This is a genomic window from Rhodomicrobium udaipurense JA643, assembly GCF_000636015.1.
Taxonomy (GTDB): domain Bacteria; phylum Pseudomonadota; class Alphaproteobacteria; order Rhizobiales; family Rhodomicrobiaceae; genus Rhodomicrobium; species Rhodomicrobium udaipurense.
In genome coordinates this window covers 1-22,477 of record NZ_JFZJ01000018.1, presented here as the reverse complement: position 1 = coordinate 22,477, position 22,477 = coordinate 1, and the positions used below count along the sequence as shown (strand labels likewise).

Genomic DNA, 22,477 nt, shown 5'->3' with positions numbered 1-22,477 from the left:
CAGCCACAACCGCTTCCGCTCCGGCGGAGGCGGCCCAGTCGTGCGCGCCCCGTCCATTCACATTCGAGGCTCAGGAGCCTTTCATGAAGATCCTTTTCATCAATCCCACCTTTTTCGATGGCGACGCCTTCAAGAACCGCTACGCCGACTATGTGAACTGGATCAGGGGCGGCAATCTCTACGTCGCGCCGTTCGAGCCGCCGCTCGGCCTTGCGTACCTCACGGCCTATGTGAAGCGGCTCGGCCATGACGTGACGCTGCTCGACATGCAGGCGCTCATGATGGACTCGGAAGAACTGGCCCGACGCCTCAAGGCCGAGAAGCCCGATGTCGTCGGTATCACCGCAATGACGCCGACGCTGCCGTCGGCGCTCCGCGCGGCGGACATTGCCCGCGCGCAGGTGCCCGCCTCGACCATTGTGCTCGGCGGCGTGCATCCGACGCTCGACCCGGAGACCGTCATCGCCCACCCGTCGGTCGATTTCGTCATTCGCGGCGAGGGCGAGGAGGCGTTCTCGCAGCTTCTGCACGCGCTTCAGAACGGCGGCGAAGGGCTGGGCCAGGTTCAGGGCCTGTGCTTTCGCACGGGGGGCGGCGTGCACATTTCCGAGAAGGCGCAACTCGGCGAGAACCTCGACAGCATTCCCGGCGCGGATTACGGCGCGTTCCCCGTCGAGCGCTACATCGAGCACAATTCGCTGCTCCGCACCGTGCGCGGCATCTCGATGATCGTCTCGCGCGGCTGCCCATATAATTGCAGCTTCTGCGCCGTGCAGCAGACCATGGGCCGCAAATGGCGCTTCAAATCGCCCGCGAAGGTGGTGGACGAGGTGATCCGGCTCCGCGACGAGCACGGCATCGAAGGCGTGTGGTTCAAGGACAGCATCTTCAACCTCAAGCCCGCATGGACGAAGGAATTCTGCCGCCTGATGATCAAGCGGAAGGCGGGCATCGAGTGGCAGGCGCTGACGCGCATCAACCTGCTCGACGAGGACGAACTCATCATGATGAAGGAGGCCGGACTCACGCAGATCGACCTTGGCATCGAGTCCGGCTCGCCGAAGAGCCTCGTGCGTCTCAACAAGAAGATCACCGTCGATCAGATCAAGGAGAAGGTCGCACTCGCGAAGCGGCACCTGCGCGTGTTCGGCTTCTTCATGATCGGCATTCCGGGCGAAGACGAGGACGACGTGCGCCAGACGTTCGACCTTGCGAAGTCGCTCGAACTGGACCGCTGGAGCTGGAGCATCTACTCGCCCCTGCCCGGCTCACCGCTTTACGACGAACTGATCGCGGAGGGGCGGATCAAGCCGTTCGCGCTCGAACACACCCGCGTGCATTTCACCGAAGCTTATGACGGCATCTGCGCGATCCCGCCTGCGCGCCTCAAGGAGCTTTATGGCGAGATCAACGAGCATTTCGCGACGCGCCGTCTGGCTGCGGCATAACGCATGCCCAACAGTGCCGCGCAATTAATTGCGCGGCACTGAAAAGTTGGAAATCGCGATACGCTGATCTTTCATATCCCGACGAAAGTAGAAGATTACCCCGTCAGGGGCGGTCCTCCTGGAAAATATTGGCAAATACTGAAACGCTCTTTTGGTTGTTATTGAAGAGCCGCGCGATTGGTGTCAAGCTGACGCCACAATCAATCCTATCGATCTACCCGAGGTCGCAAGAGAAAATTGCGGATATCCCAAGAAATTGGGTACGACGAGTCACGTCATTTCTTCATAATTTCGACGCCAAAGAGACGCCACCATGGCCGATACGCCCGTCAATACTGCGCTCAGCGATGTTGCCGCAAGGCAACTTGCCAATGCTACCAAGACATCACCTCAACTATCCCGCATTACACCGCGGTGGCTTGTCCATTGCTTGCAATGGGTCCCGGTGGAAGCGGGCATTTACCGACGCAACCGCGTGAAGGAATCGCGTGATGTGGCGGTCGACTGCTCGCAGCGCGACGAACGCATTCTGCCGCAGACCTTCGTCGATTACGAAGAACATCCGCGCGAATACTTTCTGAGCGCCGTCAACACTGTGCTTGAAGTACACACGCGCGTTTCGGATCTCTACAGCGTCCCGCATAATCAGATCGCCGAACAGCTTCGCCTCACGATCGAAATCGTGAAGGAGCGGCAGGAAAGCGAACTCATCAATAATCAGGAATACGGCCTCCTCGCCAACGCGATCCCGTCTCAGCGTCTCAGCACCCGCACGGGCGCGCCGACGCCGGACGATCTCGACCAACTCATCACCAAGGTCTGGAAAGAGCCAGGCTTCTTCCTCGCTCACCCGCTCGCCATCGCTGCTTTCGGCCGCGAATGCACGCGGCGCGGGGTGCCACCGGCGACTATTACCATGTTCGGCTCGCCGTTCCTCACGTGGCGCGGCATTCCGATCATCCCGAGCGACAAGCTGCCCATCGAAGGCAACAAGTCGAAGATCATCCTCCTTCGCACGGGCGAATCGCGCCAGGGCGTCGTCGGCCTCTATCAGCCGGGCCTTCCCGGCGAGCAGAGCATGGGCCTGTCGGTCCGCTTCATGGGCATCAATCCGAAAGCCATCGCGCAGTATCTCATCTCGCTTTACTGCTCGCTCTCGGTTCTGACCGACGATGCAATCGCGGTCCTCGATGACGTTGAGGTGGACAAGTATCATGCCTATTCTGACACCTACCATGGCTGATGCACCCGGCTCCGAGGCGGCCCCGTTGGCCGACATCGGAAGTGGCATCGCGGAAGCGCTGGGCGGCTTGCCATCTCCGGCGGGTTGGCCGAGCGCGGACACGCTGACGCGGCTCGCGAACGAAATGTTCGCGACACCGCCCGGCGGGAGTCTGCCGCCGTCGGCCGCGCCGCTCGCCAGCGCGAGCCCTGCCCCCATCGAAGTGACCCGCTCGGCGGACATCCCGCTTGCGGGTGCTCCGGGGCGCAGCTCCAGCTTCAACCCGCAGGCGCACGGCGCGCCACTGTCCGGCCCGCTCAATCCGGCATCCTCGCCATCGGCAGTTCCCCTGCCGGGGGAGATCCATGCGAAAGCGGCCGCAAGCCCGCACGTTCCGCAGGCGGCGGTTCCACAGCCGACGCCCTACGCACCGTCGTATTTCGGTGGCGCGCATGGTCTTCCGCTGTCGGGGCCTTCCGCTCCAGCTCAGATCACCGGCGGACCGGGGCAGACCGAAACGGCCTCAAAACCGACTTCGACCTATCCCGGTCTTGAGGAAATCGCTCGCGGTTTTCCCGACATCCCCGGCCTCACCGGGCTGACCGCGCCCGGAAAGCCTGCCGGTCAGGCTCCGGCTTCCCGCTCAACGCCCACCAATGCGCCGAACAACGGGCGGCCCGGCTCGCAGTTCTATTTCCTGGACGAGAGCCACCTGTCGCACTCGACCAATGCGAAGGGCGGGCCGCTCTCGCAGGGTCCGCAGACCGGTTACGATGTGTTGGCCGTGCGCCGCGACTTCCCCATCCTGCACCAGCAGGTGAACGGACGCCCGCTCGTGTGGCTCGACAACGCCGCCACGACGCAGAAGCCGCAGGCCGTCATCGACCGCCTCGTGCACTACTACGCGTGGGAAAACTCGAACGTGCATCGCGGCGCGCATGAACTCGCCGCGCGCTCGACCGATGCTTACGAGCACGCGCGCCAGAAGGTAGCGGGCTTCATCGGCGCAAACTCGCCCGAGGAAATCATCTTCGTGCGCGGCGCGACCGAAGGCATCAACCTCGTCGCGAAAAGCTGGGGCCGCCAGAATATCGGCGAGGGCGATGAGATCATCGTCACATGGCTTGAGCATCACGCCAACATCGTGCCATGGCAGCAACTGTGCACCGAGACGGGCGCGAAGCTGAAGGTCGTGCCGGTCGACGATCACGGGCAGTTGCTCCTCGACGCCTATGAGAAACTGCTCGGGCCGCGCACCAAGCTCGTCGCCTTCACGCAGGTGTCGAACGCGCTCGGCACGGTTACGCCTGCCAAGGCGATGATCGACATGGCCCATCGCTATGGCGCTCGCGTGCTGCTCGACGGCGCGCAGTCCGTCTCGCATATGCCCGTCAACGTGCGTGCGCTCGATGCGGACTGGTTCGTGCTCTCGGGCCACAAGGTGTTCGCACCGATGGGCATCGGCGTCGTCTACGGCAAGAAAGACCTGCTCGACGCGACACAGCCCTGGCAGGGCGGCGGCAACATGATCAAGGACGTGACCTTCGAGCGGACGGAATACAACGCCGCGCCGACACGGTTCGAGGCGGGCACGGGCAGCATCGCGGATGCGGTGGGGCTGGGCGCTGCCATCGACTACCTGAACGGCATCGGCATGGACGCCATCGCCGCGCACGAGCACAATTTGATCGCCTACGCTACGAAGGTTCTGCCGGACGTACCGGGGCTGCGCATCATCGGCACCGCGCCTGAGAAGGCGGGCGTCGTTTCCTTCGTCCTCGCGGGCCAGAAAAGCGAGGCCGTGGGCGCGGCGCTGAACCAGCACGGCATCGCGGTGCGCTCAGGACATCACTGCGCGCAGCCGATCCTTCGCCGCTTTGGCCTCGAAGCGACGGTGCGGCCGTCCTTCGCGCTCTACAATACCTTCAGCGATATCGACGCCCTCGTCACAGCGCTGAAGCGCATCCAGTCCGGGCAAAATTCTTTCGTCGGGTAAATCCGATCCCGGTGGAAATTACCTGCCTCGGCAGAACGAAACTGATGAAAACCGGAGCCCTCAAGCTCCGGTTTTTGCGTCCGCGCCCCACGCCACGTTCCCGGCGTTTGCCAAGCCCCGGCAAAAAAGAAAGACGTTCTCAGCCCATCGCGCGAGGCGAGAGAGCGGTGACGTGTCCACATGCGCTCGCAAAACACAGGTAGCGCCCCGCGAGAGCGCGCGGCAAAAATATCCTACGCGGCGAGTCATAATGATGAGTATCTCAGTAAAATATACTGACATTGTTTTTGACATGCCCGTCCGTTTTTCCTCATTATCAGCCCTCATCATTCCGTGGGTCAACTTGGGGATTTTCATGCGCTTATCGCTCCGCAAGGCGTTTCTCGCTTCCGCCTTCGCGCTGACGTCCGTTTTCGCGGCTGGCACAGCTGACGCGCAGGACAAGACCGTCCGCGTCGGCTTTCAGAAATACGGCAAGCTCATCCTTCTGAAGAGCAAAGGCACGCTCGAAAAGAAGCTCGGCGATCTCGGATACAAGGTCACCTGGACCGAGTTTCCGGCGGGACCGCAGCTTCTCGAGGCGCTGAACGTCGGTGCAATCGACATCACCAACACGGGCGAAGCCCCGCCGATCTTCGCGCAGGCTGCCGGCGCGCCGCTCCTCTACATCGCCCATGAACCGCCAGCCGAGCGCGGCGAGGCCATTCTCGTTCCGAAGGACAGCCCGCTCAAATCTGTCGCCGAACTGAAAGGCAAGAAGGTTGCGCTGAACAAGGGCTCGAACGTGCATTACCTGCTCGTGAAGGCGCTTGAAAAAGCCGGTGTGGCCTATTCTGACATCACGCCCGTGTTCCTCACGCCCGCCGACGCGCGCGCCGCCTTCGAAAAGGGCGCGGTCGACGCGTGGGTGATTTGGGACCCCTTCCAGGCGGCCGCCGAAGTCACGCTCGGAGCGCGGCAGTTGGCTGACGGCAAGGGCATTGTCGACAACTACCAGTTCTATTTCGCGTCGAAGAAGCTCGCGGCTGAACATCCCGAAGCGGTCAAGGCCGTGATCGAGGAACTGCGCAGCGTCGACGCCTGGGTCAAGGCCGATCCGAAAGCGGCGGCGGCGCAACTGAGCGCATCGACGGGCGTTCCCGCTCCGATCCTTGAACTCGCGCTCGAACGGCAGGGCTACGGCATCGTGCCGATCAGCGACGATGTGGTGAAGGCGCAGCAGAATATCGCCGACACTTTCCTCGCGCTCGGCCTTCTCCCGAAGCCGATCATCGTGTCCGACGCCGTCTGGAAGGCTGGCTCGTGAGGGAGCGGAGCCTCCGTCCGCTGCTTCCCCTCGCACATCGACATCAGCACTGTGCGGTGAACGTGAAACCCAGTCCCTACGGGGAGATCGCGGGAAGCGGCGTTGCCGCGCAGCCGGGAAAGCGAGCCAGCCAGTGAATATTCACGCGGACAGGAAAACCATCGAAAAAGGCGCGACGGCAACGGTGTCGCGCCCTTCCGGAACCGCGCCGTCTTCGACTGCGAAGAGGCGCGGGCCGACATTCGGCTGGCGCCTCGGTGCGGCGCTGGCGCCCTGGGCGCTGCCCCTCCTCCTTCTGGCGATCTGGGAAGCAGGGTGTCGCGCAGGGTTCATTCCCGCGCGCGTTCTGCCCGCGCCGAGCGACGTGGCAATCGCCTTCTGGGCGACGGCAAAGACCGGCGCACTGTTCCATCATGCCGCGATCAGCACGGAGCGCGCGCTAGCGGGCCTTCTCGTCGGCGGCTCAATCGGCTTCTTCCTTGGCGTGCTGAACGGCCTTTCGAAAAGCGCCGAGACTCTGCTCGATTCGCTCCTGCAGATGATCCGCAATGTACCGCATCTCGCGATCATCCCGCTCGTAATCCTGTGGTTCGGCATCGGCGAGGAGGCGAAGCTTTTCCTCGTGGCCATCGGCGTGTTCTTCCCGATCTATCTCAACACGTTTCACGGAATCCGCACCGTCGACAAGGGCCTGATCGAAATGGCGCGCGTCTACGGCCTGTCGCAGTTCGCGCTGTTCCGGCGCGTGATTTTGCCGGGCGCGCTTCCCTCGGTGCTGGTCGGGCTTCGCTATGCGCTCGGCATCATGTGGCTGACGCTCATCGTGGCGGAGACCATCGCCTCATCGGAGGGCATCGGCTACATGACCATGAATGCTCGCGAATTTCTTCAGACCGATGTCGTGCTCCTCGGCATCATCATCTACGCGGTGCTCGGCAAACTGGCCGACTCGCTGACGCGCGCGCTCGAACAGCGGGCCCTCGCGTGGCATCCATCCTATCAAAAGGTGATCGCATGACCCTTGCCGAAGGCGCGTTCGGTCGTCTCGCAACCCGCCGGTCCGTCTCCGAACGGGCTGGCACTGCTCCTGAGAAGGAAGGCGGCGCGCCCGCAGCGTCGAAGTCACGGGCGACGCCGGGGGTCGAGGGGCTGTCGCTCGCCTTCCGCGCGGTCGGCAAGTCGTTCGGCGACCGGCAGGTTCTGAAGGAAATCGATCTCGAAATCCCCGCCGGGCAATTCGTCGCCATCGTCGGGCGCTCGGGCGGAGGCAAGACCACGCTCATGCGCCTCATCACCGGCCTCGATGCGCCGACGTCGGGCGAGGTCGTCATTGATGGCAAGCCGACGAGCGGGCTTCAGAAAAGCGTGCGCCTCCTGTTTCAGGATGCGCGGCTTCTGCCGTGGGAAACCGTGATCGGAAATGTCGGCATAAGCCGCGAGACGGGCTGGCGCGAAGATGCTGCCGACGCGCTGGCCGATGTCGGGCTTTCGGGCCGTGAGAAGGACTGGCCCACTGTGCTTTCAGGCGGGCAGCGTCAGCGCGTATCGCTCGCCCGCGCGCTCGTGTCGAGGCCGGGCATCCTGCTGCTGGACGAGCCGTTCGGCGCTCTCGACGCGCTGACCCGTGCGGAGATGCATCAACTGACCGAGCGCATCTGGCAGGAGCACGGCTTCACCACCTTGCTTATCACGCACGACGTAGCCGAGGCCGCCACGTTGGCCGACCGCGTGCTGGTTCTGCGCGACGGGCACATAGCGCTCGACCTCGAAATCGATCTCCCTCGCCCGAGGCGCAGCTACGATCCGGCGGTCGCTTCTGTGGGAGCGAGAATCCTCAGAGAGGTGTGAGCCGCCGCGTCGCGCCTGTCAGGCCGCTACCGATGCGTGCGCTGCGCCGACGCGCCGTCTGGGCGATTTCAACCCCGCGAATTGGGCGAGTGTGCGATTGTCGAGCACGACGGAAATCGCGTTGCGCACCTCCACCATGATGGCGCGGACTTCGCATTCGTCGCAATCACAATCGTCGCAGGCGCGATAAGCGGTGACGCTCGCGCAAGGGATCGGGGCGAGCGGACCGTCCAGCACGCGCACGATGTCGCCGATGTTAATATTCGACGCCTCTTTCGCCAGGGCATAACCGCCTGCCTTGCCCTTCTTGGAAAAGACGAACCCCGCCTTGCGCAGTTCGCTGAAAATCTGGTCGAGGAACTTTTTCGGAATCGAGTTCGCTTCGGCGATTTCCGAAACCTGAGCGATCTCACCGGGAGCAAGCCGCGCGAGATGCGTCATGGCCTTGAGCCCGTATTTTCCTTTCGCGGTCAGCAACGTATTCCCTTTCTGCCATTTGCCGGAGAAGGATCATAAATTCGCGCGAGAAGCGCATAAACCAAAAAACATTTCCACGTTCAAAAGTCGATAGAATTATGGGAAATTAGTTTTGCGCCGGAGACGCTCGGCCGCCACGCCGGCGGCGACCTGACTCGAAGGCAACGATGTCAATGGGTGTTAAGAATCGGAACCCGGGACTTCGACTGGCTAAGATGACGCCGGCGTTTCGTTTTCTGGCGGGGAAGCGCTTCTGCGCTCGCCGCAACGGGCATACTCGCAAGCAAGGAGCCATCCGCAATCTTTCCGGTCTGCCGGAAACCGTGCTCTAAAGCCAACTCACCGCTTTCAGGGCCGGAGAAGTATCCAGCGCCACGGTGGTCGAGTCTCAATTCTTGGTCTGAGGTTAGGCGGAGATCGCCTTGAGTTCGTCGTTGCTATAGCCCTTCGCGATGCGGCGCGAGGCTGTGTATGCCACCGCATGGTATCAGGCGATCACAAACGACAATTTGGGGAACTGCGCCTCGGGTTTAGGCGGCTTGTTGGATCGTGTCCCGGGCAGGTCGAACACCTAATCGGAAAAAAACAGTCTCTGGCGTCGCAACAGATATCGTTCACCGATTGCATTGTGGCGCAAAATGATCTGCTTGGGCTTTACTAGGTGTTCAGTCCCGCCCGATGCAGCATTTTCGCTGCCTGTCCGGCAGGAAGGTGAACTGGTTCCCATTTCGGGCGCAGTGTTAGGTCTTGATGCGCGCCGACAGCCCTATGCTCTCATCTTGTCGGGGATTGGCATCTATTCTGCGGCGCTCTTCGCTCTGCTTACGTTCAATTTTGAGGCGCCGCCGATTACTCTCGAGGCCCCCGTCGAAGTCGTTTACGAAGACCCTGTTCCGGAAGAACCAGAGCAGCCGCCTGCGCCGCCGGAGCCCGAGGTCGCTCCCGAGCCGCCGCCGCCAGAGCCGACAGCGGAGCCCGAGCCAGTGAAGGAAGAGCCACCGCCGCCGAAGCCCGTGGAGCCGCCGCCAAAGCAGCAACCGAAGCCCAAGCCGAGACCCGCAACGGCGCAAACTCCCGGCGCAGTTCCGAGCGACTACGCCAACAAGGTCTATCAGCGCATCAACCGCGTCGCCGGTAGTGGCTTTCCGAAGTCGGCGCTCTCGCGAGGGCAGTCGGTGCGCATCAGCTATGTGATCGTGATCGGTGCGGGTGGAGAACTCGTCTCGAAGTCGGTCGTGAACTCCGGCAATGCGGCGCTCGATCGGGCTGTTTCCGAGGCGCTCGCGCGGTCGGCTCCGTTCCCGGCGCCGCCAAGCCTTGGAGCGAAGAGCTACCGGATCGCCGGCGCGATCGTCTATCGCTTCCAATAGCAAACTGATAAACTACAAAAGGACATACAATGGCCGATCCCGCTTCGAGCCTTGCTGCCGCAGGCACCGCCCATATCCTGACCCCGCTGGAGTTGTTCCAGCAGGCCGATATCGTCGTAAAGGCCGTGATGGGGCTCCTCATCCTCGCCTCCGCATGGGGTTGGGGCATCATCGCAGCGAAGTCGATTCAGCTGGCGATCCTGAATGCGCGCGCAAAGCTTCTGCTGAAGAGCCTCGCCCACGGTGTTCCTCTTACGGATCTCTCCGAAACCTTCCTCAAGGTGAAGCCGGACGATCCGCTTCGCGTCGTCTACCAGTCGATGATCGAAGAGAACAAGCGCTCGGCGGATCTGCGCCACAGCGCGGCCCAACAGGAGAGCCTTCTGGACCGCGTTTATCGCGTCGGGCAGCTCGCCAGCAGCAACACCCTGGATCGGCTGAAAGGCGGCCTGCAGAGCCTTGCCACCATCGGCGCGGTGTCTCCTTTTGTCGGCCTGTTCGGCACCGTCTGGGGCATCATGAACAGTTTTCAGGGTATCGCCGCCTCGAACAATACCAGCCTCGCGGTCGTCGCGCCTGGCATCGCGGAGGCGCTTTTCGCCACCGCGCTCGGCCTCGTCGCTGCCATCCCGGCGGTGGTGTTCTACAATCGCATCAACGGCAATATCGGGCAGTTTGGCAAGAGCCTGAAGACGTTCGTTGAAGTGTATGGCGTCGAACTATCCAGACAGCTTGCGAAAGGAGAGACCCATGGGCGCCTCGCTGCGTAGTTCCGACGACGCGTCGGACGACGCCCCGATGAACGAGATCAACGTCACGCCGCTCGTCGACGTGATGCTTGTGCTCCTCATCGTGTTCATGGTCGCCGCGCCGATGATGACGGCCGGTGTGCCGGTTGATCTTCCCAAGACGCAGGCAAAGCCCCTCAACGACCAGAAGCCGCCGCTTGCGGTCAGTGTGAACGCTGCGGGGCAGTACTTCGTCGGGACGGAAGAAGTTCCGCCGGAGCAGCTTCTCTCGACGCTGCAACTATACCGCCGTATCGAAATTGACTCGTGTTGCTGTGTCGCGATTTCACTGCGTCGAAGGTAATTCCCAACCCTTATGATTCGAAGGGATCGGTCTCCGGCGATCCTTAGCAAACTGGCCAGGTCTTGAAGTCAATCCGCGCGTGGCGCGGCGGTTGCTTGCGATCGCCAATGCGCTTTCGGGCATGGGTCCAAAAGAGGCTGCGGAAGCGGCCGGGATGGACCGCCAGACGCTCAGGGACGGGTCATCCGCCATAAGGCGCAAGGCCCGGACGGGCTTTACGATTGCTGGAGCGACGGGCGCCCACCCCGCCTTGCGCCGCACGAGCAGGCCGAGCGGATGTGCATTGTCCTGGAGGCCCCGATCCCGAGGTCGATGGCCGCTCGGCCTTCATCCGCGAGGATCTGGCGCGCATTTGCGAAGCCCGTTTCGGCACCAAAATGGGTGAGAGCGAGAACGCTTTGCCGCTAATGCAAGTTGCAGCTAAGCGATGGCCCCGTTCCCGGTCGAGGGTGAGCATTTTACGTCGTCTGGAGAGAAAGCCGATCAAACATCAAATAGCATCGACGAATATGCAGACCCAGCATTGATATTTGACTAAATCAATAGAAATTTGAGTATTTGCGTGAGGGTGCTTGTCGGCGCTGTCGCATTTGGCTCCCCGTTGGTCTACGCAATGACAGCGAATGCGCAGGAGGCGCAGCCATCCACCGCTACGCCCGCGACAGGTAATCAGACTACGCAGGGGCAGGCTGCAGCCACGATCGCGGACGTTGTCGTGACGGCGACGCTCACCGAGGAGTCTCTTCAGAAGGTTCCGGTCGCGGTGACGGTCGTTGACGGGAAGCAGGACGAGAAGGAAAACCTCAATAACATCAACGACATTTCGACCATCGTTCCGAGCTTGAACTTCCGCGATGGCGCGTCTAACAAGGATCAGGGGCTTTTCATTCGCGGCGTTGGCACGGTGACGACTTCACCTGGCGCGGAACCTTCCGTTTCGACGGTCGTAGACGGTGTTGTCCTCGCGCGTCCGGGGCAGGCCACTCTCAACCTGCTCGACGTGGACCGCATCGAGGTGCTGCGCGGTCCGCAGGGCACCCTCTTCGGCAAGAACTCCTCCGCAGGTGTGGTCAGCGTTACAACGGCGCAACCGACCGCCGACCTGCACGGCTACGTGGACCTATCGTATTATGACAAGAACGAAACCCGTCTGAAGACAGCCGCCTCGGGCGCGATCGTTCCCGGCACGGTCAACGGTCTTTTCGGTGTGATCCTCAGCAACTACGACGGCAACGTCACCAACGTTTTCAACGGCGATACGGTGAACGGCTCGTCGCATGAGGGCTTCCGCACGAAGCTCGAAATAACGCCCTCCAGCAATCTCAAGGCGCTGATCGCGATCGATTATCTGCATTCCCGAGAAACCAACCCGACCGGCGTCATCACTAGTTCAACCGTCTCCTATCCCGGTGGCGTGAAGACCCCTTATCCGGCCTTCGGAGGTATCATCGCACCGGTCGTGCCGTCGAGCGATAACCGCTCCGTCAACATAAATACTCCCACCCATGCGGACGACGACAACGGCGGCGCGTCGCTTCAACTCGACTGGAAAGTTCTCAACCACACCGTGACATCGATCACGGCATATCGCTTCTGGAACAACTATCAGTATCAGGATCAAGATAGAACTTCGGTCCTGACCGCCGTTACGCCGCAACAATCGGACGTCGGCAAGGTCAATTTCGATCAGTTCTCACAGGAACTGAGACTTGCGTCCCAGAAGGGACAGTTCATCGAGTATGTGGGCGGCCTCTACTATCTACACGCCGCAGACAGCGAAACCTACAGGCGAACGACGACCCAGGTTGGCCCCGTGGTAAACAGCGGCTTCGCTTCATATGGCATCACAAGCGATAACATCGCAGCGTTCAACGAGAACACCGTAAACTTGACCTCGTCTCTGCGCGCCGTTGCGGGCTGGCGCGTTATTGGCGATAATCTCAGCTATCACCACACACGCACGAGCACGTCAGCCTCCGCCGTTCCCGGAATAGCTGTCTCCTCGCCCTATACATCCGATGAGGTGTTCAAATGGGGCTATGCTGAACGAGCGGGGCTCGAATATGACGTGACGCCCTGGGCTACAACGTACGCTACTTATTCTCACGGCTACAAGGGGCCAGCCTATAACGTCTTCTTCAACATGGTGCCAGCCACGCAGGGCAAGGTGCTCGATCCGGAGACTTCGGAGTCCTTCGAGGTCGGCGTGAAGACCAAGCTATTCGACGACCGTCTTGTTCTGAACGCCGCTGCGTTCCATACCGATTTCGAAAATTTCCAGGCCAACTTTCCGAACCTGATCGGCGGCACGGTCGTGACGAACCTCGTCAATGCGGGCACCGTGACGAGCCAGGGCGTCGAACTCGACTTCACCGCGAAGCCGACAGAACGCGTCACGCTGAGCGGCGGCATCGCCTATACAGATGCTCGCATAACAAGCACGGATATCGTCGGCAGAAACTGGCCAATCGAGGGGCAGACGGTGCCGTTCACGCCGAAATGGAAGGCAAATGTCAGGGCGGATTATCTGCTGCCGCTGAACGACAAGTACGACATCGATTTCGGCACTCGCGTGCGCTGGCAGAGCGATGTGCAGTACGACCTCGCGCAGTCTCCCGACACTATCCAAAAGGCTTTCGGGATCGTTGACGCCGATATCACGCTCACCAACAGAGATGACGGTTGGAAATTCGCTGTCATCGGCAAGAACCTCTTCGACAAGTCCTATGCCTCTTACCTGCAAAGCTCGGCGGCGACGGCAGCCCCGGGCACGGCAGGCTACATCTATCGCTGGGTACCGCGTGACGATAGCCGGTATTTCGGCATCAACATCCGGAAAGAATTCTAGTTACCCTCAGCGCGCCGGCTCTTCTCGAGGGTCGGCGCGCTGAGCCTCCGAGGCATCCGCCGTGTTTTTCTCCGGTCAAAATCTACTGCTTCTGCTCGTCATCACAGGCGGCGTTCTCAATTATGTCGACCGCCAGATGATCGCCATCCTGAAGCCGCTGCTCGAAAAGGAGCTTGGCTGGACCGACGCGGACTATGGCAATCTCTCCGCCATTTTCCAGTTTGGCGCGGTGGCTGCGTTTCCCTTTGTAGGCTGGCTGGTGGATCGACTTGGCCCCAAGCTCGCGAATCCTGTCGCCGTCGGAGCCTGGAGCGTCGCGGCGGCTGTTCACGCACTTGCGTGGTCGATACCCCAATTCATGGCAGCCCGCTTCGCGCTCGGCAGCACCGAGGCGATGGGCACCCCGACCGCCATCAAAACGCTCACCTTCCGTCGCGCTGGGCGTAATGAACGCCGCCAGTTGTCTGGGAGCTATCGTGACGCCTCTGTTCATCCCGTTTTTCGGGCTCGCGCTCGGCTGGCGCGCCTGCTTTCTTCTTGCGGGTGCGCTGGGGCTAGCCTGGTGCGTCGTCTGGTATTTCGTCGCGAACCGTGTCAGTTGGCGTGCGCCCGAAGCGGCATCAGAGCCGGCACAGGCGCTCTCATGGCGCGCGATCCTCGCCGACAGAACGACCTGGGCCATTGCGGGAGCCAAGGTGCTTTCGGATCAGGCGTGGTGGCTGCTCCTGTTCTGGGGCCCGGATCTGCTGCATCGCACCACGGGGCTGGGAATCGCCGAACTCGCCTTCCCGCTCGCCTTCGTGTATGTCGCCGCGGCGATAGGCTCTCTCACAGGCGGCGCGCTTCCCGCACTTATCGCGGGAAAGGGAAGTCTGGTGTCGGCCCGCAATCGGCTTCTGACGATCTCTGCTCTCGTGGCGGCGACAATGCCGCTCGCGCTTCTCTTCGATAGCGTCTGGGGCATGGTGCTCGTTCTTGGTATCGTGCTCGCCGCGCATCAGTGTTTCTCGGTCAATCTCTTTGCGACCATCACGGATGTCGTTTCTCCCGATCGCATCGGACGAGTGACTGCCGTGGCGGCTCTTTGCGGCAATCTCGGCGGCATGCTGCTTCTCTGGCAAACGGGACGCATCCTTTCGAGCGGTGCGGGCTATCTGCCGGTGCTTCTGTTTTCTGGCGCTGCCTATCTGTTGGCGCCGCTGTGGCTTCGCGTCTTGCTCCGAATCGGGCCGACGCGAGCGCCGGAGCGTTTGATCGGCGCAAGCTGATGGCGCGCGATTCCAGTGTTCGAGACCTTGAGCTCCCCCCATAAGCGGGAGAACCACCTTCAAATCATGGCTGAGCCAATGTCGCGCTCTTCATGCGACGGCGCCAACCAATCACCGATGCCATCAGCGCGATAGCTTGATGCCTGCCTTCACACGATTGAACGCCGATTGACACACGTTGTGGAGCGACTGCCACAAGGCAAGACCGGAAAGGCTGACCGCCGCGGCGGTCGTGGCGGCGCTTGCACCGACACCGTTCTGACCATGAGATCGAGGTGAGCCAGGTCTGTGCGAATGTCGCCACGGTCCCGCCGTCAGCGCCCGCGCCAAACGGGGTCGCGTTTGTCGAGAAAGGCCTCAATCCCTTCGCGGGCGTCGTGGGCCTTTAGGTTGTCCGCCATCAGCTTGCTGGCATGGGCATAAGCTTCCGATAGCGGCAATTCCGTGAGCCGGGAAAAAGCGCGCTTGCCGACAGCAAGCGTGAGAGGAGACCTCGACGCAACTTTCCGCGCGAATGCTGCTGTAACCTCGGTCAGCGAGTCGCCCGCGACAACCTCGTTGACAAGGCCAAAACGCAGCGCCGTTTCGGCGTCGATCAGTTCGCCGGAAAGCAGCATTTGCATCATGTGCTTGTTTGCCAGATTGCGCGACAGGGCGACGGCAGGCGTGAGGCAGAACAGGCCGATGTTGACGCCCGGCGTCGCGAACCGGGCATCCTTCGCCGCAAAGGCGAGATCCGCGCTGGCGACGAGTTGGGCACCTGCGGCTGTCGCGATGCCGTGGACGCGGGCAATGACCGGCTTCGGCAAGTGGACGATTGCCTGCATGACCTCGGAGCAAAGACTGAAGAGCCGCTCCACAAAGGCATCGTCGAAACCGGTAGCGCGCATTTCCTTGAGATCGTGACCGGCACAAAAGCCCGGACCGGCCCCCGCCAGGATAACGACACGGGCGTTTTCGTCTTCCTCGATCCGGGCGAGGGTATCGCGCAGAGCTTCGAGCATACCGAACGACAGGGCGTTACGATTCTGCGGCCGGTTGAGTGTGAGCGTGACGACGCCTTCATCATCGGAACGCAGGACAAACGGAGCTTCGGACATCGGTTCGATCCTCGGGATTTTGTGGCAACGCGTTCATCGCGTTAGCGTTGGCGTAGAGACAGTGTGCTGGCTGTATTTCGGTACGCAGGCGCACCGCACTCATTCGAGTGGCTCGGGTTCGCGCATCCACTTTACATGCTGAACACCCCGAGACGACGGCAAGCCGAAGGCGATCTGCAGACGGTGTGCGCTGCTGTGGCCTGAACGTAGCTCCTCCTCCTGCCGGACATTTATACCTGGCGCCTGAAAACTTCTTTGGCATATTCCACGGATGTGCACGGCGGCTGAAAAAGGTGCCGAGCTGATTTTGGAATCGGGGCATCGCCAGCCGCATCCCATTGACCAACGTAAGGCATCGATGGCACCTCACATATGAATCCGATCTTCCGCTTCTACGTTTTTCTGGCTCTGCTGGTCGTGCCTTTGTCGCTGGCCCGAGCGTCGGATATGCCTTCAAATGTTCAGCGCCTGGTTTTCGTGGCGGGGCGCGATGCGTCTTCGGTGACGGCTGTCGATGTCGATCGAGATAGCGTCGTCGGCACAATTGAACTGGGCATCGTGCCGCTTCAGTTGCGGGTGTCGGGGGCGCAGGCCAAACTCGTCGCGATCGATGGCAAGAGCTTCGGCGTCACCATCGCCGAAATTGCATCAGGTGCCGTCAGGGTTCTGCCGTTCGATTTTGCGCCGACACGCCTGCTGATAACCGCTGATGAGGGCACCGTCATTGCGGCGAATGACAAGGCAGGCGAAATTGCTCTCATCGATCTGTCTGTGATGGGAGAAAAAGCCCGCATCAAGGGGCCGTCTGATATCCGCGATCTCATGGTCGCGAAGGACGGGGCGACCATCTTCATAGCCGCCGATTCTATTGAGGGCGTCTCGGTCTACGACGCATTGATGGGCAAGCTGACGTCGATTATCGGCACCCGGCCCGCCAGAGCACTTTCGCGCTCACTGCTGGGGAAGAGCGGGTTTGCATTATCTGCCGGTCCGGACCGGTTCCTGACGCGATTCAACCTGGAAACAGCCGGTTATCAGGAGACCCCCACGAGAGGCGGGGCCATCTATCCTATGATCGCGCGGCTGCTGCTCCCCGACCCAGCATCAGGCACCATCGAAATTGTGCCACTTGAGGAACCGGGAGAGGCGGTTCACCTTGAGGCCGAACCCGCCATCAGCAGAGCCTATAGCGGATATTTCGACACGGTCGCCTTTGTGCCGGGCGCGAAGACGATCTTCGTTTACGACATGGAGAAACTAGCGCCTTCGGGGCGGATCGCCATTTCCGGAACGGCGGGGCCCGGCGTCGTGACACCGGAGACGACGAAGGTTTATCTTCCGGTCGAGAGCGCCCGTGAGTTGATCGCGATCGATGCCGCATCGCGCGCCGTGGGGGCGAGGATAAAGCTCGACTTCGCCCCTACGCTTGCCGAGATGGCTGGCGCGTATGGCGTCTGCCATTGATCGGGCCACGTCTGGCGTAAACGCCAGTTCACACCATTACCGGCGGGCGACTGTGACGTCCAGGCCGTAGCTGCCGAGAATATCGGCGGCGGTGTCGGATCTCGGCACCTTGCGGGAAAGGACGGTGTAAGTTTTGCCGAGAGCAGAATATTTCGACACACCGAACTCATGGTAAGGCAGGATTTCGAGCATCCCAAGGTTGGCTTTCTTCATGAAAGCCCCCAACGCATGAAGGTTTTCGTCCGTATCGTTGTAGGCCGAAATGAGTGGCAGACGCACGATGACGGGGAAGCCACGCTCGCCGAGCCGCCGCGCATTTTCGAGGATGCGGGCGTTGCCAATACCGGTCGCCTCGCGATGGCGCGCATCGTCCATATGCTTGAGATCGAGCAAGATGAGATCGATCGCGGGAAGAAGCCGCTCGAAGTTTTCCCAAGGTAAAAAGCCGGTGGTATCGACGCAGGTGTGAAAGCCGAGGTCGTCATGCAGGGCGGAGAGGAGCGCGCCAGCAAATGCGGGCTGCGCCAACACCTCGCCACCGCTCAACGTAACGCCGCCGCCGCTTTGCATGAAGATCCGCCAATGCTGGCGCACCTCGGTCGAAACTTCTTCTACCGTCATGCGGTGGCCTGACAGTTGCCGCGCATCCTGCGGGCAGACGGAAACGCAGAGCCCGCACAGTTTGCAAGCTGCTTCGTCGCGGCGCAATTCGTCGCCCGCGATGGCAAGCGCGTCGTTCGGGCATTCCTCGACGCAGATGCCGCACAGGGTGCAGAGCTCGCCGAAATGGAGAAGTTCGGGTTGATGCCTCTGCGACTCGGGATTGCTGCACCATCGGCATGTCAGCGGGCAGCCCTTGAGGAAGACCGTCGAGCGAACGCCGGGGCCGTCATGCACGCTGAAATGCTGGATATCGAAAACGATGCCGCTCGGATTGTCCGCCGGTTTCATGTTAGATCTGTCCTGGTCCCGCCATGCGGGTGCGGGACGAGCCGCCATGCGGCTCGCCTGATGTTTCGTCAGCAGTCGAAGGTCAGTTCCGTGCGTTCGATGATCTCGTCCTGCACGCCCTTGTGCAGGCGCGTGAAGTAAGCGCTGAAGCCCGCCACGCGCACCGTCAGCCCCTTGTAAGCGTCCGGATTGGCCTGCGCCTTTCGCAGCGTTTCCGACGTCACCACGTTGAACTGGATGTGCGAGCCGCCCGCGTCCATGTAGGTCTTGATGAGCGATAGCAGCTTCCGCGCGCCGCCGATGCCCGCAAGCGCGGTCGGGTGGAACTTCATGTTGAAGTGGTTCGAGCCGTACTTCACCGCGTCCACTGCCTGAGCCGCGGACTGGATCAGCGCGAGCGGCCCCTTCTTGTCGGTGCCGGGCGTCGCGGAAACGCTGCCGTCCGTAAGGGGGCGCCCCTTCTGCCGCCCGCTTGGCAGCGCGCCGGTTTTGAGGCCGTAGTAGTTGTGGATTGAGAGCGAGTAGGCCTCGATGTTCGCGATGTGGTCGCCGAAGTAACTGTAGCCCGCAGCGTGGAACGTCTTGAAGGCGTCGTCATAGACGCGGCGGACGAGCGCATCGATCTCGGGATCGCCATTGCCGTGCTTCGGCGCGTTAAGGCACAGCGTGCGGATGCGGTCGTGCCCCTCGAAGTTGGCATCGACGGCATCGAGCAGTTCCCCGAGCGTCAGCCGCCCGGTCTCGAACACGAGATGCCGGATCGCGGCGAGCGAGTTCGCGGCATCCACGCCCGCGTTGCTGATGACGAAGTAGAGGTAGTAATCCACGCCGCCGTCGAAGACATGCTTGCCGCGTTCGAGGCAACCGCCGTAAAGCGCCGAGCGGAACGCGGGGGCGATCGTCTCGCCGAGCGCCTTTGTCGACACGGAGCCGAAAGCACGCTGCACCTTGAAGAGGTGCTCCACCTGCCGGAGCCACGCATCGTAAACGTCCTCGAAGCTCTTGAATGCGCGCGGGTCGCCGGTGCGGGCGCCGACAACGAGGCCGGTTCCCGGATCGACGCCGTCGTGCAGCGCCAGTTCGATGCACTTGGCGAGGTTGAACGTGCCGCCTTCGTGAACGAACGCCGTCCGCCCCTCAACGCCCGTACCGACGCAGCTCATGTTGATGCTGGCGCGCGCGTCTTCGATGGTGATGCCGTTCTTCGCATGCCGCGCCAGCGTCCGCTCGATGATGAGGCGCGTGTTCATCCATTGCGGCTGGCCGAGGCCCGTGCGCTCCAGTTCGACGGCCTTCAGCAGGAAGTCTTCCTTCAGGCCGTCGTGGTAGAGAATGGTGATGGTCGGCTGGATGTTTTGCAGCTCGATCTGCGTATCGAGAAGGACGGAATCCAGCTCGGTCGTGGCGTCCTGACCGGCCGCGTTCAAGCCGCCTAGGTTGATCGTGTGCCCGGTGTGGCCGGAGTTGGTGCGTGCTGAGATGAGGCCCTGATAGTAGCCGTATTCGAGGATCTTCACGAAAAGGCACTTGAACCACGCCTGCGCGTCTTCCCGCGTGAACCCGTTCTGAAGCTTGTCGGCCTGGAACCACGGGTCGAGATACTGGCCAATGCGTCCCGGCGAAGAGCCGCAACCGCTCTGCTCGATCTGGTTGCCGAGGTGCAGGAACCACCACGACTGGATGGCCTCGCGGAAGTTGCGCGGCGGGTTCTCCGGCACGTGCCGGCAGACTTCCGCGATTTCCAGAAGCTCCGCGCGGCGCACGGCGTCGCCCGTCACGCCAGCGAGCTGTTCGGCGAGCTCGGCGTAGCGGTGCGCGAGATGGATCAGCGCGTTGAGTGAAATCAGCACCGCGCGATAGAAGTCGACCTTCGACGCATTTTCCTGAGTGAGAGGAAGCGCCTTCAGCCGTCCTTCCGTTTCGCGGATGATGTCGCCGAGCCCGCGCCGGATGAACGTCGCATAGTCGAGCGTGCCCGAGCCGATGGTGTATGGCGCCGTTTCCGTGATGAGGCCCGCGGCAACACTGTCGCGAGGATCGAAGCCGTGAAGCTCACGCGACAACTCGCGCGCCTTCGCCTCGGCGGAGCGGGTCTGGAAATACTTCGCGGTTTCGATCAGAGTCGCGCGTTCTTCGTCGCTCAACTCGACCTCGCCAAGATGGCTGACCATCGGCTGATCGGCCTCGCGAAGGATCCACTCCGCGCCCCATTCGGGATAGGGATACACGCCAGCAGGCTTGCTGGTCACCGTGCCGACGAGCGGGTTATCGTCGATATACAGCGTCTTCTTTTGCAGCACGCGCTCGAATACGCGGGCGCGAAGAACGATGACCGGCTCCTGCGAATATTCACGATACACGTCGAGTAGATGGGTGAGCCGCTCGGTGTCGATCTTCTGCGGGGCGTCGAGCAGGAATTCCTTCGCGCGCGATGCGGCTTCGGAACAGCGCGCGGACTGCGCGGCGTTCGTCAGCTTTCCTTTCTCGCGGAATGGGCTGAGGCCGGGAATTGAAGGCGCGAGCAGTGCCTCCGATGGCAATGCGTTCGGCACGGACATGAAGCGGACTCCTTCTGGGTGGTAAATTCTGGGTGGCAAACTGGATTTTTGAGGTGCGGAGGCGCGTCAGGCTGCTTCCTGACCGGCCTCGAAGACATTCATTTCGGCGAGCACTTCGCTTTGCAGGGCGACGAATTCGCGGCTCGTACGACTGCGCGGATAATCGAGATCCACGGTCACGCGACGCGATATGCGGCCGGGCTTGGCGCTCATCACGGCAATCTCGTTGCTGAGAAAGAGTGCCTCGCCGACATCGTGCGTCACGAGAATCATGGTGGTCTTCTCGTAGCGCCAGATGCGCAGCAGTTCGTCCTGAAGGCGAAGACGGGTGAGCGCGTCGAGAGCGCCGAGCGGCTCGTCGAGGAGGAGCACTTCCGGCTTGTTGACGAGCGCGCGGGCAATCGCGCCGCGTTGTGCCATCCCTCCCGACAACTGGTAGGGATAGGCGTTCTCGAAACCGTTCAGCCCCACGAGCGAGATATGCTCGCGGACGAGCCTCGCCTTTTCCTTAGACGATCCGGGAGCGTTTTCGAGGCTCAACGCGACGTTCTGCTCAAGCGTCAGCCAGGGCAGCAGCCGGTGATCCTGAAAGACGATGCCCCGCGCGAGGCTTGGCGCCGAGATCTTGTTTCCATTGAGAAGAATGCTTCCCTCGTAGTCCTGATCGAGACCGGCGATAAGGCGAAGCAGTGTCGATTTTCCGCAGCCGGACGGGCCGACGATACTGAGGAACTGGCCGGATTCGACACTCAGTTCGATATTGGAGAGGACGGACAGTCGCCCTCCGTCGTGGCCCTGGTAGCTTTTGCTGACCGACCTGACGTGCAGTTTTGACATCTCAGTTTCCCGATTTGAGTGCGATCAGCCTTCGAAGCCCTGCTTCCAGCGCAATAGCCTCCGCTGCGCCAGATACATGATCCGGTCGATGGTGAAGCCGACGAGGCCGATGATGATCATGCAGACGACGAGCTGGTCGGTGAGCAACAGCCCTTGTGCCCGGAAAATAAGGAAGCCGAGCCCTTCGAGGCCGCTCAGCCCTTCCGCGATCACGACCATCGCCCAGGCGAGACCGGCCGCGTAGCGCAGTGAAACCATGATCGACGGGAAGGCCGAAGGCAGGACGACTTTTCGCACCATCTGCCAGCGGTTGAGCGTCAGCACGTTCGCCAGCTCGATATGGCTTTTCTCGACGTTCCTGATGCCCTGAAGGGTATTGAGAAACACGGGAAAGAAGACGGCTTTTGCGATGACGAGCACCTTCGCGGGCGCGCCGATGCCGAGCCAAAGAACGATGAGGGGCAACCACGCAATACCCGGTATATGGCGCAGCGTGTCGAATGTCGGCCCGAAAAACTGCTCGACCCGTTTCGAAAGCCCGGCGGCGACCCCAAGCACGATTGCCGCGGTCGCGCCATAGACGAGCGCCTGCCCGACGATAGACACGCTCGAAATGAAGTCGTTGGCGAGTTGTTGCTTTGTCAGCATCACCCAGAAGGCTTCGGCCACCTTGACCGGCGCGGGCAGGAAGA

General features: G+C 61.7%; 18 protein-coding genes and 1 pseudogene. 13 read left to right on the top strand and 6 right to left on the bottom strand.

Going from position 1 to position 22,477, the window contains the following annotated elements; all coding sequences use genetic code 11:
- Positions 1 to 83 precede the first annotated feature (83 nt).
- The 6 genes from T281_RS04720 to T281_RS04695 all read left to right on the top strand — a co-directional run bounded on the left by T281_RS04720 (position 84) and on the right by T281_RS04695 (position 7,820).
- Positions 84 to 1,448 carry a B12-binding domain-containing radical SAM protein gene (locus T281_RS04720; RefSeq protein ID WP_037235031.1) on the top strand — a complete coding sequence of 455 codons (1,365 nt, stop codon included), beginning with the start codon at positions 84 to 86 and terminating at the stop codon, positions 1,446 to 1,448.
- Positions 1,449 to 1,761: 313 nt separating this feature from the next.
- The gene (locus T281_RS04715) at positions 1,762 to 2,691 is read left to right on the top strand and encodes a family 2A encapsulin nanocompartment shell protein (RefSeq protein ID WP_037235030.1); all 930 of its coding nucleotides are present in this window, start codon (positions 1,762 to 1,764) and stop codon (positions 2,689 to 2,691) included.
- Positions 2,663 to 4,666 carry a family 2A encapsulin nanocompartment cargo protein cysteine desulfurase gene (locus T281_RS04710; RefSeq protein ID WP_037235029.1) on the top strand — a complete coding sequence of 668 codons (2,004 nt, stop codon included), beginning with the start codon at positions 2,663 to 2,665 and terminating at the stop codon, positions 4,664 to 4,666. The genes T281_RS04715 and T281_RS04710 overlap by 29 nt, the downstream gene beginning before the upstream one ends.
- Before the next feature lie 355 nt (positions 4,667 to 5,021).
- The gene (locus tag T281_RS04705; protein WP_037235027.1) at positions 5,022 to 5,972 is read left to right on the top strand and encodes a sulfonate ABC transporter substrate-binding protein; all 951 of its coding nucleotides are present in this window, start codon (positions 5,022 to 5,024) and stop codon (positions 5,970 to 5,972) included.
- A 133-nt stretch (positions 5,973 to 6,105) separates the two neighbouring features.
- Positions 6,106 to 6,990: an aliphatic sulfonate ABC transporter permease SsuC gene (gene ssuC / locus T281_RS04700; protein ID WP_199502303.1), complete on the top strand. Its 885-nt coding sequence runs from the start codon at positions 6,106 to 6,108 to the stop codon at positions 6,988 to 6,990.
- Positions 6,987 to 7,820, top strand: a complete 834-nt coding sequence (locus T281_RS04695; RefSeq protein ID WP_037235025.1) for an ATP-binding cassette domain-containing protein — start codon at positions 6,987 to 6,989, stop codon at positions 7,818 to 7,820. The genes ssuC and T281_RS04695 overlap by 4 nt, the downstream gene beginning before the upstream one ends.
- 18 nt (positions 7,821 to 7,838) lie before the next feature.
- Here the strand turns inward: T281_RS04695 and T281_RS04690 are convergent, their stop codons facing one another.
- Positions 7,839 to 8,297 (bottom strand): RrF2 family transcriptional regulator, encoded by a 459-nt coding sequence (locus T281_RS04690; RefSeq protein WP_037235022.1) that lies wholly within the window; start codon positions 8,295 to 8,297, stop codon positions 7,839 to 7,841.
- Between the two features lie 779 nt (positions 8,298 to 9,076).
- Between T281_RS04690 and T281_RS04685 the strand changes: the two genes are divergently transcribed.
- The 6 genes and pseudogenes from T281_RS04685 to T281_RS04665 all read left to right on the top strand — a co-directional run bounded on the left by T281_RS04685 (position 9,077) and on the right by T281_RS04665 (position 14,875).
- On the top strand, positions 9,077 to 9,667 hold the full coding sequence (locus T281_RS04685; RefSeq protein WP_245269155.1) for a TonB family protein: 591 nt from the start codon (positions 9,077 to 9,079) through the stop codon (positions 9,665 to 9,667).
- Between the two features lie 29 nt (positions 9,668 to 9,696).
- The gene (locus tag T281_RS04680) at positions 9,697 to 10,437 is read left to right on the top strand and encodes a MotA/TolQ/ExbB proton channel family protein (protein ID WP_037235020.1); all 741 of its coding nucleotides are present in this window, start codon (positions 9,697 to 9,699) and stop codon (positions 10,435 to 10,437) included.
- Positions 10,418 to 10,759, top strand: coding sequence for a biopolymer transporter ExbD (locus T281_RS04675; protein WP_081796597.1), 342 nt, complete (start codon positions 10,418 to 10,420; stop codon positions 10,757 to 10,759). The genes T281_RS04680 and T281_RS04675 overlap by 20 nt, the downstream gene beginning before the upstream one ends.
- A 613-nt stretch (positions 10,760 to 11,372) precedes the next feature.
- Entirely contained in the window at positions 11,373 to 13,607 is a 2,235-nt protein-coding gene (locus T281_RS04670) for a TonB-dependent receptor (protein WP_052037040.1), read from the top strand.
- Between the two features lie 136 nt (positions 13,608 to 13,743).
- A pseudogene (locus T281_RS19845) lies at positions 13,744 to 13,968 on the top strand (MFS transporter); the annotation flags it as partial.
- A gap of 115 nt (positions 13,969 to 14,083) precedes the next feature.
- Complete coding sequence (locus T281_RS04665) at positions 14,084 to 14,875, top strand: MFS transporter (protein ID WP_276324618.1); 792 nt, start codon at positions 14,084 to 14,086, stop codon at positions 14,873 to 14,875.
- Positions 14,876 to 15,189: 314 nt separating this feature from the next.
- Here T281_RS04665 and T281_RS04660 read toward each other — a convergent pair whose 3' ends face one another.
- Entirely contained in the window at positions 15,190 to 15,975 is a 786-nt protein-coding gene (locus T281_RS04660) for an enoyl-CoA hydratase (RefSeq protein ID WP_037235009.1), read from the bottom strand.
- Between the two features lie 372 nt (positions 15,976 to 16,347).
- Between T281_RS04660 and T281_RS04655 the strand changes: the two genes are divergently transcribed.
- Positions 16,348 to 17,439 carry a YncE family protein gene (locus T281_RS04655; protein ID WP_037235004.1) on the top strand — a complete coding sequence of 364 codons (1,092 nt, stop codon included), beginning with the start codon at positions 16,348 to 16,350 and terminating at the stop codon, positions 17,437 to 17,439.
- Between the two features lie 36 nt (positions 17,440 to 17,475).
- On the opposite strand, the gene T281_RS04650 is transcribed toward T281_RS04655, so the two are convergent.
- From T281_RS04650 to T281_RS04635, 4 genes are all read right to left on the bottom strand, one after another.
- Complete coding sequence (locus tag T281_RS04650) at positions 17,476 to 18,390, bottom strand: glycyl-radical enzyme activating protein (RefSeq protein WP_037235001.1); 915 nt, start codon at positions 18,388 to 18,390, stop codon at positions 17,476 to 17,478.
- A 68-nt stretch (positions 18,391 to 18,458) separates the two neighbouring features.
- The gene (locus tag T281_RS04645) at positions 18,459 to 20,948 is read right to left on the bottom strand and encodes a glycyl radical protein (protein ID WP_037234998.1); all 2,490 of its coding nucleotides are present in this window, start codon (positions 20,946 to 20,948) and stop codon (positions 18,459 to 18,461) included.
- A 66-nt stretch (positions 20,949 to 21,014) separates the two neighbouring features.
- Positions 21,015 to 21,785 carry an ABC transporter ATP-binding protein gene (locus T281_RS04640; protein ID WP_037234995.1) on the bottom strand — a complete coding sequence of 257 codons (771 nt, stop codon included), beginning with the start codon at positions 21,783 to 21,785 and terminating at the stop codon, positions 21,015 to 21,017.
- A 24-nt stretch (positions 21,786 to 21,809) separates the two neighbouring features.
- Positions 21,810 to 22,477 (bottom strand): ABC transporter permease (locus tag T281_RS04635; protein WP_037234992.1); only part of this gene is annotated, 668 nt, incomplete at its 5' end.